The sequence below is a fragment of the Streptococcus pluranimalium genome (assembly GCF_047785745.1).
Classification (GTDB): domain Bacteria; phylum Bacillota; class Bacilli; order Lactobacillales; family Streptococcaceae; genus Streptococcus; species Streptococcus pluranimalium_B.
Genome location: NZ_JBLOJT010000032.1, coordinates 1 through 16,879, shown reverse-complemented (window position 1 = coordinate 16,879; position 16,879 = coordinate 1). Strand labels below are relative to the sequence as shown.

13 protein-coding genes and 1 pseudogene are annotated in these 16,879 nt (G+C 39.8%); 4 read left to right on the top strand and 10 right to left on the bottom strand.

The features are described 5' to 3' along the window. Window positions 1–122, top strand: a pseudogene (locus tag ACMZ6U_RS05205) (IS5/IS1182 family transposase); the annotation flags it as partial. A gap of 61 nt (window positions 123–183) precedes the next feature. Here the strand turns inward: ACMZ6U_RS05205 and recA are convergent. After that, a complete protein-coding gene (recA, locus tag ACMZ6U_RS05200) occupies window positions 184–1,326 on the bottom strand; it encodes a recombinase RecA (RefSeq protein WP_416106866.1) in 1,143 nt (380 codons plus the stop codon). 142 nt (window positions 1,327–1,468) lie between these two features. Continuing rightward, window positions 1,469–2,725 carry a competence/damage-inducible protein A gene (locus tag ACMZ6U_RS05195; protein WP_416106864.1) on the bottom strand — a complete coding sequence of 419 codons (1,257 nt, stop codon included), beginning with the start codon at window positions 2,723–2,725 and terminating at the stop codon, window positions 1,469–1,471. Window positions 2,726–3,103: 378 nt separating this feature from the next. Between ACMZ6U_RS05195 and ACMZ6U_RS05190 the strand changes: the two genes are divergently transcribed. Continuing rightward, window positions 3,104–3,679, top strand: coding sequence for a helix-turn-helix domain-containing protein (locus ACMZ6U_RS05190; RefSeq protein WP_416106862.1), 576 nt, complete (start codon window positions 3,104–3,106; stop codon window positions 3,677–3,679). A gap of 128 nt (window positions 3,680–3,807) precedes the next feature. Here ACMZ6U_RS05190 and ACMZ6U_RS05185 read toward each other — a convergent pair whose 3' ends face one another. From ACMZ6U_RS05185 to argR, 5 genes are all read right to left on the bottom strand, one after another. Then, on the bottom strand, window positions 3,808–4,359 hold the full coding sequence (locus ACMZ6U_RS05185; protein WP_416106860.1) for a DNA-3-methyladenine glycosylase I: 552 nt from the start codon (window positions 4,357–4,359) through the stop codon (window positions 3,808–3,810). Between the two features lie 35 nt (window positions 4,360–4,394). Next, the gene (gene ruvA, locus ACMZ6U_RS05180) at window positions 4,395–4,988 is read right to left on the bottom strand and encodes a Holliday junction branch migration protein RuvA (RefSeq protein WP_416106858.1); all 594 of its coding nucleotides are present in this window, start codon (window positions 4,986–4,988) and stop codon (window positions 4,395–4,397) included. Between the two features lie 28 nt (window positions 4,989–5,016). Further along, window positions 5,017–6,990, bottom strand: a complete 1,974-nt coding sequence (gene mutL / locus ACMZ6U_RS05175; protein WP_416106857.1) for a DNA mismatch repair endonuclease MutL — start codon at window positions 6,988–6,990, stop codon at window positions 5,017–5,019. Between the two features lie 316 nt (window positions 6,991–7,306). Continuing rightward, window positions 7,307–9,862 (bottom strand): DNA mismatch repair protein MutS, encoded by a 2,556-nt coding sequence (gene mutS, locus ACMZ6U_RS05170; protein ID WP_416106855.1) that lies wholly within the window; start codon window positions 9,860–9,862, stop codon window positions 7,307–7,309. Between the two features lie 11 nt (window positions 9,863–9,873). Further along, window positions 9,874–10,311 (bottom strand): arginine repressor, encoded by a 438-nt coding sequence (gene argR / locus ACMZ6U_RS05165; protein WP_416106853.1) that lies wholly within the window; start codon window positions 10,309–10,311, stop codon window positions 9,874–9,876. Window positions 10,312–10,465: 154 nt separating this feature from the next. Between argR and argS the strand changes: the two genes are divergently transcribed. Together argS and ACMZ6U_RS05155 are read left to right on the top strand one after the other, a co-directional pair. After that, complete coding sequence (gene argS / locus ACMZ6U_RS05160; RefSeq protein WP_416106851.1) at window positions 10,466–12,157, top strand: arginine--tRNA ligase; 1,692 nt, start codon at window positions 10,466–10,468, stop codon at window positions 12,155–12,157. Between the two features lie 270 nt (window positions 12,158–12,427). Beyond that, window positions 12,428–12,874, top strand: coding sequence for an organic hydroperoxide resistance protein (locus ACMZ6U_RS05155; RefSeq protein ID WP_416106849.1), 447 nt, complete (start codon window positions 12,428–12,430; stop codon window positions 12,872–12,874). Between the two features lie 50 nt (window positions 12,875–12,924). On the opposite strand, the gene ACMZ6U_RS05150 is transcribed toward ACMZ6U_RS05155, so the two are convergent. The 3 genes from ACMZ6U_RS05150 to aspS all read right to left on the bottom strand — a co-directional run bounded on the left by ACMZ6U_RS05150 (window position 12,925) and on the right by aspS (window position 16,764). Further along, the gene (locus ACMZ6U_RS05150; RefSeq protein WP_416106847.1) at window positions 12,925–13,797 is read right to left on the bottom strand and encodes a YitT family protein; all 873 of its coding nucleotides are present in this window, start codon (window positions 13,795–13,797) and stop codon (window positions 12,925–12,927) included. Between the two features lie 281 nt (window positions 13,798–14,078). Beyond that, window positions 14,079–15,017: a YitT family protein gene (locus ACMZ6U_RS05145; RefSeq protein ID WP_416106845.1), complete on the bottom strand. Its 939-nt coding sequence runs from the start codon at window positions 15,015–15,017 to the stop codon at window positions 14,079–14,081. After that, the gene (aspS, locus tag ACMZ6U_RS05140; RefSeq protein WP_416106843.1) at window positions 15,010–16,764 is read right to left on the bottom strand and encodes an aspartate--tRNA ligase; all 1,755 of its coding nucleotides are present in this window, start codon (window positions 16,762–16,764) and stop codon (window positions 15,010–15,012) included. The genes ACMZ6U_RS05145 and aspS overlap by 8 nt, the downstream gene beginning before the upstream one ends. Window positions 16,765–16,879 lie beyond the last annotated feature (115 nt).

Here is a 16,879-nt window from a genome sequence, read left to right as displayed (position 1 = left end):
AGCGAACTTTTGCTTGGTTGAACCACTCTCGAAGATTGGCTAAGGATGTGGAAAAATCGGTATCGTCAGAGGTTGCTTTTGTCAAACTATCACACATTAATCGTCTTTTAAGGGCTTTATAACTTTGTGAATACAGGTTCTTATTTCTCAGCTCGTGAAAAAACAGTCCACTGGACTGTTTTTTTACTCCTCGATTTCAATACCACCATCAAGATCTAAGACGAGTTCGTCCGTCTCTACTGATTTAACATCTTCTGCTGGTAGTTCGTCACTTTCTGGCGCCTCAATCATTCCAAAATGCACGCGCACTTTTTGATCGATTTCGTCAAAGATGGCTGGATTTTCTGCCAAGAATTTCTTAGCATTTTCAGAACCTTGACCAATCTTTTCACCATTATAAGAGAACCAAGCACCAGCTTTTTGAATAATATCCAAATCGCTAGCAATCTTGACTAATTCTCCAGTACGTGAAATCCCTTCACCATACATTATTTCCACAAATGCTTCTTTAAACGGTGGTGCAACCTTATTTTTAACAACCTTGATTTTAGTTTCCTTACCAACGTTCTGGTCTTTCTTATCACCAGTTCCCTTGATTTGCGTGTTACCACGAACATCCAAACGAACAGATGAGTAGAATTTAAGGGCACGTCCACCAGGGGTTGTTTCAGGATTACCAAACATGACCCCAACTTTTTCACGCAATTGGTTGATGAAAATTGCAATCGTTTTGGTTTTGTTAATAGAAGCTGACAACTTACGCATGGCTTGACTCATCATACGTGCTTGTAAACCAACGTGACTATCACCGATATCACCGTCAATTTCAGCGCGAGGAACAAGAGCCGCAACCGAGTCGACAACAACCAAATCAACTGCACCAGAGTCAATCAATTTACCAGCGATTTCAAGACCTTGCTCTCCAGAATCTGGTTGAGACAAGAGTAATTCATCAATGTTTACACCAAGCGCTTGAGCATACAAGGGATCCAAAGCATGCTCAGCATCAATAAAGGCAGCAATCCCACCTTCTTTTTGGGCTTGAGCAACAGCATGGAGTGCAACTGTCGTTTTACCAGAACTCTCAGGACCGTAGATTTCAATGATACGACCTTTAGGGTAACCACCCGCACCAAGGGCAATATCAAGCGCCAATGAACCTGAGCTCATCACTTGAACCTTCTGCTCAGCACGTTCACCAAGCTTCATGATAGCTCCCTTACCGAAATCCTTTTCGATATTTTTAAGAGCATCGTCAAGCGCCTTTTGACGCTCCTCACCAAATTTTTTAGAAATATCATCTAATTTTTTTTGTTTTTTAGCCACAATAGTCTCCTGTATTCTTAACTAAACCAACTGCCATCATTGCAATCGGTTATAAAATAGTGTTACCCGGTTATTTTCACACTTATCCACAGAAACAACCAAAGTATCAGCCTTTCTATTATACCAAATTAAGCGGATATAATCATGCTAGCAATGCTTGTCGAACCATATTTAAAGCATGCAAGACAGCAATATAGCGAATGTCTGAACGACTACGACCTCCGATATGAACTTTTTTGACCATGACACCCGCTTCACTGGCTAAGCCTATAAAGACTGTACCAACTGGCTGACCCTCAAGCTCATCAGGACCTGCCACACCAGTTAGAGAAATCGCTAAATCTGCTCCAACCTTTTCACGTGTAGTCTCAGCCATCGCTCTAGCCGTGAACTCACTCACCACACCATGGACCTTTAAGTCAGCTTCAGAAATCCCCAAGATAGAAGCTTTTTGTGCCAAGCTGTAAGTCACAAAACCACCTTCAAAAATCTCAGACGCCCCTTGGAAATCAGCAATAGTCGACTGAAAGAGCCCTGCTGTCAAACTTTCTGCTGCCGTAATCGACTTCCCAGAAGCCTTCAACAAGTCAACCGTCACCTGAGCTAAAGAATTTCCCTCACCATAGCCATATAGATGGTCTTTTAGGGGCACATTATCCAAACCAGGTGTCGCTAAGATTTGCGCTTCTAGTGCATCCAACTTCAAATCAGCTGCTTGTTGATTTTTACCCTTGGTTGAGAGCCTCAAGGTCACTTCACCAACCTTGGCATAAGGAGCAAGCGTTGGGTCTGTCTGCTCTTCAATCATCTCTGCTAAGACCGTCACCAACTGGCTTTCACCGATACCAAAGAAGCGAAGAACGCGGGAATAAAGCTGTTCACCACTTGTGGATAGGAGAGATACCAAACTTTCTTGTACCATAGGTTTCAACTCACTTGGCGGACCAGGTAAAACGACATAAGTCACACCATCAACTGTCAAGATACCTCCGACAGCGAGTCCTGTGATATTTTGAATAGGCGTTGACCCTTCCACCATCTGAGCCTGACGCTCATTATTCGCCGTACGGCTGTATTTTGGTCGTGAAGCGAAGAATTGATCCAATTTCTGATTGGCTTTCTCATCAAAAACTAGGTTACGCCCCAAATATTTAGATAAAGTTTGCTTAGTAAGGTCATCCTCTGTAGGACCTAAGCCTCCACAAAGAACAACTAAGTCACTGCGTTTGCTAGCCATGTCGATGACTGACAAGAGTCTTTCCTCATTATCCCCAACGGCTGTTTGATAGTAAACATCAATACCGATTTCTGCCATTTTTTCTGACAAATACTGGGCGTTGGTGTTAACGATTTGTCCGGTTAAAATTTCTGTTCCGACTGCAATTAACTCTGCTTTCATTTACCCACCTACTTTACTATTCGAAAACTTGTTTACATTTTAGCATAAATTGCTAAAAAGTATTCTTTTAGGCTCAATCACTGGATTGTCAATCATTATGATAAACTACTAGACCACTTCCCAAAAATTTGAGAACATCAATGACTTTTAGCATTGCCAAGTAGACACACATCCTACTATAGCACAGAAGAATTCCCAGTCCTTAATGATCCAAGTTAATCTCTGAAAATCCTCAATTTTGATGGGTTTACAGAATTGTCAACATATTGTAAAGATGAACATGTCACTAACCTTTTGAATTACGACATGTTAAAAAGATTTGCTAGCTTTAACCTAGCAAAATAACTATAATAAAGTCATAGTAAAGGAGGGCAAATCATGAAAATTGGTCAACATATCTATCAGTTAAGAACTGGCCAGAATCTCACTCAAGAAGAACTAGCAAGCAAGGTTTATGTTACCAGACAAACCGTTTCCAACTGGGAACGCGGTTACTCTTATCCTGATTTACAAAGTCTCATGACTATTTCTGAGTATTTCAATATCTCTGTTCACGAATTGCTTAAAGAAGATCTACCTAAAATTGAAAGGAGTCTATCAATGAAAGCACATCAACACTTTCAACAATTATCCACCGAGTTTACGTTACTATTAATCTGGTTTGTTATCTCATCAATTTTTAGTTTTTATTTTTTCAGAGAGAATGGACTTCTGCTTAATTTGATCATTTCTAGTCCTTGGTTGGTTTATAAAAGTTTTCAAGTTGACCGCTACAAAAGTGATTATCAGTTAAAAACCTATCAGGATATTAGTGATTTTTTAGCAGGTAAAATCACTCAACCGATCAAAGCACCATCTCATTCTAAAACGTTGTTTTGGCATGTGCTAGACCTCTTACTTCCTATGATTTTGAGCTTTCTTGGTGTCTATCTTCTTCTGCATTTAATATTCTAAAATGAGTACAAACTCCAATATTGAACGTTCTGTTGAACATTAAACAATATAAAATGGCATAGAATAAGGTCTTTTAACGATATTATCCTATGCCGTTTTCTATTTTTAGACTTCTTGTCTAGACTCTCTTATTTAAAATCACAATCATTCTCATGGTCATTGACTAAGCCAGCTGCCTGAAGAAAGGATTGGATAGCAACGGGGCCAACAAACTTAAAACCAGCTTTTTTGAGAGCTTTGGATACTTTTTCTGATAACTCGGTTTTGGCTGGCGCTTGACGATAATCTGGCACGTCATGAGTTTTAGTAACTCCGTTGACAAAGGACCAGATATAATGATCAAACGAGCCGTGAGCTTTTTGGATGTTTAAAAAAGCTTGTGCATTGGCTCTGGTCGCATACAATTTCAGACGGTGACGAATGATGGCTGGATTCTCCAATAGTTTATCCAGTTCGTCATCTGTCATTTGTGCTACCTTCTCAATATCATAGCTATAGAAAACATCGCAAAAAGCTTGACGCTTATTGAGAACAGTTTCCCATGATAAACCGGCCTGATAGGTTTCCATGCAGAGCAACTCAAACAAAGCCTGCTCCTCATGAAGCGGCTTACCCCACTCTTGATCATGGTAGGCGATATAGAGAGGGTTTGATTCTTTAACCCAAGAACAACGTTTCATGTGAAACCTCCATCGTTTTACAGCTCTACTTCTTATTATTTCATCAGCATTTTAAGAGCTGATTTAATGTATTGTTCTGCTGTCTCATTAGTTCCCTCAAAGAAGGCTTTGATTTTCTTGAGTTCACCAGCTTTGTAACCAAGTGACAAGAGAGCTTCCATAGCTTCATCCAACTGTTCATTAGTTGCAACAGTCTTAGTTTTAGGCGCCTTACCATTTTCCATTGGGGCATCAACAAATTTACCAGCCAAATCAAGAATCATTTGCTGGGCTGTCTTTTTCCCAATTTTAGGGAATTTCATAAGGTACTTGATGTCGCTGTTATCAATCGCATTAACCAGTCCTTCATTATCATCCACAGCCACGATGGCTAGAGCCGTCATTGGACCAATGCCTGATACTGAAATGAGTTTGAGAAAGACGTCTTTTTCCTCGTCAGAGTGGAAGCCAAACAAGAGGTGAGCATCTTCTCTAACCACATGATGCAGGTAAATTTGGACATCTTGATTTACACTCTCTGAAAAAGAGTAGGGATTAGCAACATAGATAATATAACCCAAACCACCTACTTCGACCACAATAAACTTGGCGGTGATTTTCGTCAAGTTTCCTTTAATATAATCGTACATGAATTCTCCTAATAGGCATTCGGCCTATTTAATATTTTCCTAAATCTCTTAAACTAGTATGATTTTCTTGTATCCGTCTGAACATTTTTTCCATGTCTGATGATGAAAAATTAATCAAAACAGGACGTCCATGAGGACAGTTATAAGGATTCTGACATTTGGACAATTGGTAAATCAAGTTGCGTGCTGAATAATCATCAATGATGTGATTAGCCTTGATTGACCGTTTACAAGACATCATGATAGCAAGCTCAGCCCGATACTTTTTAATAGAAACATCGTTCGTCAGTAAAAGCATATCACACATCTCATAGACGCCAGACTCAATCTCCTCTTCCTTCATCCAAATAGGATGTTCACGCAGGATAAAGGTGTTATCTCCATAGGCTTCAAGGTAGATACCGACTTGATTTAGGAGGGGCATTTTCTCTTGTAAATTCAAGAAGTCAGCCGCGGAAAATTCAAACAAGTAAGGTACTAAAAGTTGTTGTAACGAACTGTCAACATCACCGATTTTATCACGATAGTACTCATACTTAACCCGTTCTTGAGCAGCATGCTGGTCGATGATGTAAAGACCTCCCTTACCTTGGGCAAAGAGATAGGTCCCATGCATCTGACCAAAGTAATCTAATTCTGGGAAAGTTGATGTTTCTTCATTTTCCAAATTTTCAATTAAGCGATTAATTTTGGTTTTATTTTGAAAATCAAGACTACCATGTTCTTCATTTTCAAGAAGATTTTGGTCTCGCTCTGCAAATTTGATATTAGGTGTTTGCTTGACAACGTCATTGTCAGATGTGTCAATTTGATTGACAATGATGTCAACTTCTTCGGCTTCTGCTTTATCAAATGGAACCGGCTCTTCTAAAACACTTGGTCTTTCAACAAAATCCTGTTTATCAGCATCGTAATAGATATTAGATTGTTTCAATGACAAGCTAGTTTGAATAGGTTTGTCGGCTTTACGAGTAGCTGATTTAGCTAAATTCTCCAAAGCATCTGGAATTAAATCCTGTTCTTTAAGCGATTCCTTAATGGCTGTACTAATCAAGGTCATCAATTCACGCTCTTTTGAAATGCGAACTTCTTGCTTTGTAGGGTGGACATTAACATCAGCAAGGTAAGGGTCAATCTGAATATCAACGACAGCAATCGGAAAACGTCCTACCATCAACTTGGATCCATAGCCATCTAAGATAGCACGGTTTAACAAGAAATTCTTGATGTAGCGCCCATTGATTAAAAGCGTAATATAATTACGATTAGCACGTGTTAACTCAGGCAAACTAACATAGCCCGAAACTTCAAAGTCTAAATCAGCTGTCGAAATCTCAACCATTTTCTTGGCTGTATTTAGCCCATAGATTCCCGCAATAGCTTGTCTTAAATCCCCTGTCCCAGCGGTCTGAGTAACCTGACGGCCATCACTAGTTAAGGTGAAAGCAATATCAGGATGAGCCAAACTCAATCGGTTGATAATATCGACAATATGCGCCAACTCAGACTGCAAACTTTTTAGGTATTTTAGACGAGCAGGTGTATTGTAAAAGAGATTTTCAACCGAAATCTTAGTCCCTCTAGGGCGTGAAATCGTCTCAATAGACTCGATATGACCACCCTTGGCAAATAAGGCTGTGCCGCTAGCCTCATCTTCGCTTGCAGTTTCCATGGTCAAATAGGAAATAGAGGCTATGGAAGGTAACGCCTCACCACGAAACCCTAGCGTTCTAATACGAAATAAGTCAGCCTGATTTTTGATTTTACTGGTAGCATGACGACGTAAACTCAACTCTAAATCATCACGACTCATTCCGATGCCATTATCGGTAATGATAATTTTTTGCAAGCCAGATTCTTCAATATCAATGCTAATTTGGTTGGCTTCTGCATCAATAGCATTTTCCACCAGCTCTTTGACAACACTAGCAGGTCGTTCAATGACCTCACCAGCAGCAATCTGATTGGCTAAAATTTCTGGTAATTCAATAATTCTACTCATACTGACCTCGCTTTACATTACTAACTATTATATCACAAATAGGCAGTCATCTTGGACATTAAAAAGGGAGTGGGAAAGAACCCCTTTAACTAAAAAGGGTTCGTTTTCCCACCCCCGCATAGCTCAGAAGATCTCCTAGATCTTTTAAGGCTTCAGATAGAAAAAGCATAGCTTTTATCTACGGTTCTAGGTCTAGCTCCGAGCGTAAAGCGCGAACGAAACAGCCATGCAACCACTGCGTTAGGATGTTAAAACGAACTCTATATTGAAAGGTTGGACTTTTTGCCCAGCCTCTTTTGAGGTTTTTTAAAGACCATCATAGTAGTTTTTTTAATTCGAATAAGGTATTCATAGCTTCAATTGGTGTCAGATTGAGAACATCAACTTCTTCAAGCCGAGCCGCTAATTCTGAGTAACTCTCATCCGAAAATAGAGAGAGTTGTCCTACTGGTTCTTCCACAAGATGATTTGCCATAGACTCAGATTGAGACTCTGTTTTTAACGTCACCGAATGGCTCTCTAAATCTTGCAAGATATGATCAGCCCTTGTTAGGACAGAAGCCGGTAAACCAGCAATCTTAGCCACATGAACACCGTAAGACTTGTCAGCTGGACCTTCCGAGATTTTATGAAGGAAGGTTACCTCACCTTTCTCTTCTAAGGTTGCAACATGGACATTGACAAGTCTTGTCAATGTTGTTGACAAGTCTGTCAACTCATGATAATGCGTAGCAAACATGGTTTTAGCCTTAATTTTGTGATGAATATGTTCAATAATAGACTGTGCCAAAGCCATTCCATCGTATGTCGCTGTCCCACGCCCCAATTCATCAAAGAGAATTAGAGAGTCTACAGTCGCCCGTTTAATAGCCTGATTAGCTTCCATCATTTCCACCATAAAGGTTGATTGCCCTGAAATCAGGTCATCTGCAGCACCAATACGAGTAAAAATAGCATCAAAAATCGGCAGGTTAATGCTATTAGCTGCGACATAACCGCCCATCTGAGCCATAACTACTGACAAGGCTAACTGCCTCATGTAGGTTGATTTACCACTCATATTGGGGCCCGTAATCAACTGAATGCATGTCTCTTGGTCAAAGTGGATGCTGTTTGGAATGTAAACTTGAGTTCCCATAACTTTTTCAACAACCGCATGTCGTCCTTCAACGATTTCAATAAGATGTTGGTCATTAAACACAGGCCTGACATAGTGATTGGTTTCAGCCACGACTGCTAAACTTTGTAAGACATCGACCTTTGCTAAAACTTTTGCCAAGGTTTGTAAACGATCGATATAAGTTTCCACACGCGCTCTGATACGCATGAAAATCTCATATTCTAAATTGGCAGATTGCTCACGTGCCTCAAGCATATCCCCCTCAATCTTAGCTAATTCAGCTGTTCCGAAGCGCTCAGAGTTTTTCAAGGTTGCTTTTCTAAAGAAATAATCAGGTACAAGTGATAGATTAGAATTGGTCACATGGAAATAATAACCATCCTTTTTATTATAATCGATTTTAAGAGTAGAGATACCAGAAGCTTGACGTTCCTTGGCTTCAATATCCGCAATCCAAGCTCGTCCTTCTTTCATGACCTTACGATAGTGGTCCAAGGTTTCATCAAAGCCAGTTCGAATAATACCACCTTCTGAAATGGTCGCAGGGGCATCTGGGTCAATAGCTAAGCGAATCAAGGATTCTAAATCAGGAATGCTGTCAATCTCACTGTCAACCTTGTCAATAATATCGACTTCAAAAGCTGATAAAACACCTTTTATAACTGGAACCTTTGCCAAGGTATTTCCTAATTGTAAAAGATCCTTAGGAGAAGCCTTTCCAAAGGACACACGGCTGGCCAAACGCTCAATATCATAAACCCCTTTTAGACTTTCCGTTAAATCACTACGATTGATAAAATCATCTAAAAAGGCTTGAATAATATCCTGGCGTTCTTCAATGTCTTCAAAACGGATAAGCGGACGGTCAATCCATTGGCGCAAGAGACGCATTCCCATAGCTGTCTTGGTCTCATCAAGGAGCCAAAAAAGACTTCCATGTTTTTTCCCAGTGCGAGCATTCTCCAGTAAATCCAAACTAGACTTAGTAGCATAGGTCATTTGTAGGTAATCCTTAACCTCATAATGCACCAAGGTCTGAATATGCTTGAGTTCTCTCATTTGAGTCCGATGCACATAAGAAAGTAGCTTTGAAGCACTAGCCTGTTCCAGAGCATTCAAATCATCTGAAATCAAATCTCTGTCTTCAAAAACTTGATTTTCATAAGATAAAATCAAATTCATCTGCTTAACAAAGACTTCCTTATCCTCGTCTGTTAGTTCAAAACCAATAACCAGTTCTTTCGCCCTAAGATTCTGGATTTCACTTTTGACTGTGAGAAAGTCCGTCAACAGCGTAACCATAAATTCACCAGTTGCCAAGTCCATATAGGAGAGCCCATACTGACTACCGTCAAAGTCTAATGCCACCAAAAAGTTATTGCCACTCTCTGGCTTACTCGAGTCAACTGCCGTCCCTGGTGTAATAACCTGAACTACGTCACGTTTAACAACACCAACAGCTTGCTTGGGATCCTCCATCTGCTCAGCAATGGCAACCTTATAACCCATTTCTACCAAAACATCGATATAGGCTTGAGCCGAATGATAAGGGACACCAGCCATCGGAATCGGGTTCTCTGCATTCTTATTGCGACTCGTCAAGCTAATCTCTAAAATCTGAGCCGCCTTAACCGCATCCTCATAGAATAATTCATAGAAGTCACCCATGCGAAATAGCAAAAAAGCATCTGGATAATCAGCCTTAATATCCAGATACTGCTGCATGCCGGGTGAAATTTTTTCTTTTACCATAGTAAATCCTTTTACAATTGTGCTGAAATGTCTTGATAAATAGCTTCTGCAGTCTCTTCATTTTGACAGATAACCAAGAGGGTATCTGCTCCTGCAACGGTGCCTAAAATATCTTTTCGATTTTCTTTATCAATCGCATTAGCCAATACGTCTACTTCCCACAAATTGGTACTGAGCACCAACATAAATTGTACTTTAGCTATTTTGTTTATCAAAGGAGCTATTTGACTCCCAAAATGACCTGTGACATGATCTGTCAAACTATAATAAAGTTTACCGTCGTCGCTACGCAATTTTATCAAACCAATTTCTCGTAAATCGCGTGACAAGGTTGCTTGAGTCACAAAGATAGCTTTTTCCTCAAGGTAAGCCCTAATTTCTTCTTGTGTCCTTATTTGATGGGTTTCAATAAGACGTTTTATTTCTTCTTGTCGCTGTACTTTACTCATGTTACATCCTCTATATCAAACTCGTACTAAAATTATATCAAAAAAAAATGCTATTTTCAGCATTTATCAAATTTCCTATAAATTCCTCCAGACTACCAAGTTTTAGCTAAAAATATGTTAAAATAGTTGTGAAAAAAAAAGAACAGGAGATATCATGACAGATAAACAATTGATTGCTTCAGAACTCTCCAAAGTCTTAACAGATTTGGATCAAGAAGCTATTGAAAATTTACTTGAAAAACCTAAAAATGCTAGCATGGGAGACCTTGCCTTTCCAGCTTTTTCACTAGCGAAAGTCTTGCGTAAAGCACCAAATATGATTGCAGCTGAAATCGCTGAACAAATCAATGCTTCTTCTTTTGAAAAAGTACAGGCTGTAGGTCCTTACATCAACTTCTTCTTAGATAAATCAAAAGTTTCAGAAGAGGTTTTGGCCGATGTTATCCAACATGGTAGCCACTACGCTGACCAAAACCTAGGGAAAGGTCGTAATGTTGCCTTTGACATGTCTAGTCCTAATATCGCTAAACCATTCTCAATTGGTCACTTACGTTCAACCGTTATCGCTGATAGTTTGGCTCATATCGTTGAAAAATTAGGCTACAAACCTGTTCGTATTAACCACCTCGGCGACTGGGGTAAACAGTTCGGAATGCTCATTGTTGCCTACAAAAAATGGGGAGACCAAGCTACCGTCGAAGCTAACCCAATTGCTGAACTTCTAAAACTTTATGTTCGTATCAATGCTGAAGCAGAAGACAATCCATCGCTTGATGAAGAAGCGCGTGAATGGTTCCGCAAATTGGAAGCTGGGGATGAAGAAGCTGTTTCTCTATGGCAATGGTTCCGTGACGAAAGTCTGGTAGAATTTAACCGCCTTTACAAAGAACTTGATGTTGACTTTGATTCTTACAATGGTGAAGCCTTCTACAACGACAAGATGGACGAAGTCGTTGAGCTTCTTGAAGAAAAAGGGCTTCTTCAAGAATCACAAGGTGCCCGAGTGGTTAATCTTGAAAAATACGGTATTGAACACCCAGCTCTTATCAAAAAATCAGACGGTGCAACACTCTATATCACACGTGACTTAGCTGCGGCTCTTTACCGTAAACGTACTTATGATTTTGCACAATCTATCTACGTTGTTGGAAACGAACAATCTGCCCACTTCAAACAACTGAAAGCTGTTTTGAAAGAAATGGATTACGACTGGTCAGATGATATGCACCACGTAGCATTTGGACTTGTTACCAAAGAAGGTAAGAAATTATCAACTCGTAAAGGTAATGTCATTCTTCTTGAGCCGACTATCGCTGAAGCGGTTAGTCGTGCGCAATCTCAAATAGATGCTAAAAATCCTAACCTTCCAAATAAAGAAGCTGTCGCACACGCTGTTGGTGTTGGAGCTATCAAATTCTACGATCTCAAAACAGACCGTATGAATGGTTATGACTTTGACCTTGATACCATGGTTTCTTTTGAGGGTGAAACAGGACCTTACGTTCAATACGCCCATGCTCGTATTCAGTCAATCTTGCGTAAAGCAGATTTCAAACCTGATACAGAAGCTAGCTATAGTCTCTCTGATAACGAAAGCTGGGAAATTATCAAGTTAATTCAAGACTTCCCACGCGTTATCAGACGTGCGTCTGATAACTATGAGCCATCAATCATTGCAAAATTCGCTATCAACTTAGCACAAAGCTTTAACAAATATTACGCGCACACACGCATCCTGGATGAAAACCCAGAACGTGACAGTCGTCTTGCTCTCTCATACGCAACCGCAACTGTCCTCAAAGAAGCCCTTCGTCTCCTTGGCGTTGAAGCACCAAATGAAATGTAATAAGCTAAAAATCACGTCTTATGGACTGCACCCCAAATGTTAGACATCACATCTAACCATTGGGGTGTTTTTATAAAACTAATCGTATGGAGATAAATTAGTAATATATAATTAAAAAAATGCGAGATCAAAAGAAAGACATTGACAAGGATGTCAACCTACTCTATCCTTTAGTATAAGATTTTGTAGATTTACTCAAATCTCTAATCACATCATCTGCCTTTTGATGATGAAAATGCTATAATGAGGTCAGAAATAGGAGGTACTGATATGTCAAATTATCAAAAAATCTATGAAACTTCTGCTGTCAATACAGGTGGACGTAGCGGTGTTAGCTATATTGAAAACAGTAGTTTTCAAGTCACAATCTCAAGCCCTAAAGAAATGGGTGGTGACGGCAATGGTACAAATCCTGAACAATTGTTTGCACTTGGCTACTCAGCTTGTTTCAATGGTGCTTTGGAAGTTGTCCTTGGACTAGAAGGCATCAAATCTAAATCCATGATTACTCAGCGTACACAACTTTTCAAAGCAGATGGACCCGATTTTAAAATTGGTGTTGAAATAGAAGTCTCTGTTGACGGTAAATCAGCTGATGAAGCCAAAGAGCTCGGTGAAAAAGCCCATGAAGTATGTCCTTACTCTAAAGCAACACGTGGCAATATCGATGTTACCATCATCGGTGTTGACTATGATGCAAGTAAGGAAGCTAGATAACCTTATATCATTTAAAAGAAGGTTGACAGCTTTGTCAACCTTCTTTTTTACTATTTATCATAATTTTTTCGTCTAATTTTGAAATCCGAAGACACTACTTCGTCAATGTTTAAAATAGAAATAAAAGCGTCTGGATCTAGTTCCACCAAAATATCTTTGACGTCACGAACTTCATTAGGATTCAAAACGACATAAAGAACATCAAAACCACGTCCAGTATAGGCACCCTTACCTTGCAAATAAGTTACCCCTCGATTGATTTCTTGTAAAATAGCTGATGCAGCCTTGTCTGATTCCTTAGTGATAATCAACATACCACGAACCATGTAACCGCCATTTTGAACAACTGTCAAAACTTGACTAAATACAAAGCTGGCTATCAAGGTATAAAGCATATGTTTGAGATCGATATAAACTAAGGAGGATGATAAAACCAACACATCAATCAAAAGTAAGGTTTGCCCCAGCTTCATCCCCATCTTTTCTTCCAAAACACGACCAACAATGTCTGTTCCGCCAGTCGTAGCCCCATATCGAAAGACAATCCCACTACCTGTCCCTGCAAAAATACCAGCTATAATCGCAACCAACATCATGTCGTCCTGCAATCCCAACTCAATTGGAACACGTTGCCAAATCCATATAAATATTGACATGGTCACCGTTCCATAAATGGTTAATAGCAGTGATTTCTTGCCAAAAACATGAGCTCCTAAGACAAACAAGGGCAGGTTAATGAGCAATGATGATAAAGCAGGATCTACACCAAAAAGAGCATGTATAATCAGAGTAATCCCTGCGACTCCACCTTCAGCAAGATGATTTGCCATGTTGAAATTCACAAAACCAAATGTATATAACGCCACACCCAACGTAATCCAAATCAGATGAAGGCTATCTGACAAATGCCACCTAAACTTCATATTGATACCTCTTTTTGATAATCATATTGTCACATTTTATCCTTATCAAAAGAGCAAAAAGCTCCTTTTACTATTCTATTTAAGAGTCTTCAAATAGAGAAAACTCACCTAAATATTTATCAGACAAACCACTGAATGCTGTCCCATTTTAGCCTGATTTAAAAACTTTTAAAATATCTTTGTTTTTACTATTACCGAGTCTGATTTAAAACAGGTAACTCCTAACAGCATCGCTCTTTCAATTCTGGAATCTGGTTAGAACAGTCTATTTCCAGACTTTTCTAATCATCATTAAATCTTCCAATAATTCGGACATTTTCTGATATGGAGACAAAAGCTCGCGGATCGGCTTTTGCCATAAGTTGTTTAAAGTCAGTATATTCTTCCCGAGTTATAATAGTCAAAAGAACTGCCTTATCCTCCTTTTTATAGGTACCTTGAGCATCATTAATAGATGTTACTCCACGGTGCAATTTCTTATGAATCATAGCCACTACACGATCAGGTCTTGATGTCACAATCATGGCCTGCATTTTCTTTTGCTTAGTATATACAGCGTCTGTAACACGACTAGAAACAAAAATGGTAACCATGGAATAAAGAGCATATTGCCAACCGAAAAGGAGTCCGGCAAAAATCATAATCACCCCATTGACGATAAGGGAAATACTCCCAACATTGCGTCCTGTCTTTTGGCGAATCGTCAAAGAAACAATATCGGTACCACCACTGGAAATTCTAGAACGAAGTCCAACACCTACACCCAATCCCATGAATAAGCCACCAAAAATGGCATTAATCAAGGGATCTGTCGTTAAGGTCACTTGTGGCATAAGATAAATAAAGAAAGAACTCATGGAGACAGAGATGAAAGTAAAAACAGTAAACTTATGTCCGATAGTGTACCAAGCCAAAATCAAAAGGGGAAGATTGATCGCATAAAAGGTCAAAGAAATCGGAGCTGCATGCCCAAAACTTCTCTCTGTCAAAGCGGAAATAACCTGCGCCAAACCCGTTGCACCACTAGAATAGACACGCCCAGGCTGGAAAAAGAAATTCACAGCGATACTAGATAAAATACCATAAAGCAGAGAAGCTGAAATCTTCTCTGCATATTTTTCTTTAGAAATACTTCGTAAAGTACGCCACAAACCAAATCGCTTGGCAACAACGTTTATCTCGTATCTTATTTTTTTAAGAAAAGTCGTTTTTTTAGTCATTTAAATGTTGTAATTGTAAAGCTAATTCTTCAAGTTGCTTATCAGCAACTACACTCGGTGCCTGGGTCATCGGGTCAGTTGCTTTATTATTTTTAGGAAAGGCAATCACTTCACGGATATTATCCTTACCAGCCAAAAGCATTACAAAGCGGTCAAGACCGATAGCCAAGCCACCATGTGGAGGGAAACCATAATCCATAGCTTCTAACAAGAAACCAAATTGCTCATAGGCATCTTCTTCTGTAAATCCGAGTGCTTTAAGCATACGTTCTTGCATGTCTTTTTGGTTGATACGGAGGCTACCGCCACCGAGTTCATAACCATTCAAAACAATGTCATAAGCAACCGCGCGAACATTGGCTAATTCACCTTCAAGTTCATGGGCTGACGCTTGCGTTGGCAAAGTGAATGGGTGATGGGCTGACATGTAGCGCCCTTCTTCTTCAGACCATTCAAACATTGGCCAGTCAACCACCCAAAGGAAGTTGAATTTAGAGTTGTCAATCATGTCAAGTTCTTTGGCGATTCGGCCACGTAAAGCACCAAGTGTATCGTTAGCGACTTCAAGCTTATCAGCAACAAAGAGCACCAAGTCATTTTCTTCAAGTTGTAAAGCATCTGTCAACTTTTCTTCAATATTTGTCAGGAATTTAGCAACTGGACCAGCAATCACACCTTCTGTCACTTTAATCCACGCAAGACCCTTTGCACCAAATTGTTTGGCAAATTCAGTCATCTTATCGATGTCTTTACGAGAATACTTGTCCGCATGTCCTTTAACAACAATAGCTTTGACAGCTGGAGCTTCTGAGAAAACCTTGAAGTCAATGTCCTTGACAACTTCTGTCAAGTCTTGCAACAACATGTCAAAACGGGTATCTGGTTTATCAGAACCATAATGGTTCATGGCATCATCATAAGCCATACGTGGGAAAGGAAGGGTAACGTCAATTCCTTTAGTATCTTTCATGACTTTAGCAATCATACCTTCAACGATATCTTGAATTTCTTGCTCATTGAGGAAGGACGTTTCTAAATCGACCTGTGTAAACTCAGGTTGACGATCACCACGTAAGTCTTCATCACGGAAGCATTTAACAATTTGGTAATAGCGGTCAAAGCCAGCATTCATGAGCAACTGTTTAGTGATTTGCGGACTTTGTGGAAGGGCATAAAAACGACCTTGGCTGACACGAGATGGCACAAGATAATCTCGTGCTCCCTCTGGAGTTGACTTAGTCAACATTGGTGTTTCAACGTCGATAAATTCAAGCTCATCCAAGTAGTTACGAATAGAGTGCGTTACTTTAGCACGTAGTTTGAAGTTTTCCAACATTTCTGGACGACGAAGATCCAAGTAACGGTATTTCAGACGATTATCATCAGAAACATCAACGCCATCTTTGATTTCAAAAGGTGTTGTTTTAGCGGTATTTAGTACCGTCAAAGCACTTACTTTCAACTCAACAGCACCAGTCGCAAGATTGTCATTGGCTTGCTGGCGCGCTTCAACAGTTCCTGTAACCTCGATAACGTACTCATTACGAAGGCTTTCAGCAGTTGCCATCACGTCCCTTGAAACTTCTTCAGGATTAATCACTAACTGCATGATCCCCTCACGGTCACGCAAATCGATAAAAATCAAGCCACCTAGGTCACGACGGCGACCTACCCAACCCTTAAGGGTGATTTCACATCCAATGTGTTCACTACGAACACGACCAGCATACATACTACGTTCAGTCATTTTTTTCTCCATGTATCAGTATTTCATACGCGAGGCGTATCATTCCATATCATTGTACCAAAATATAAGAAAAAGTCCCACCATATCAGAGGGACTTTCTTGGAATATCTTTAGA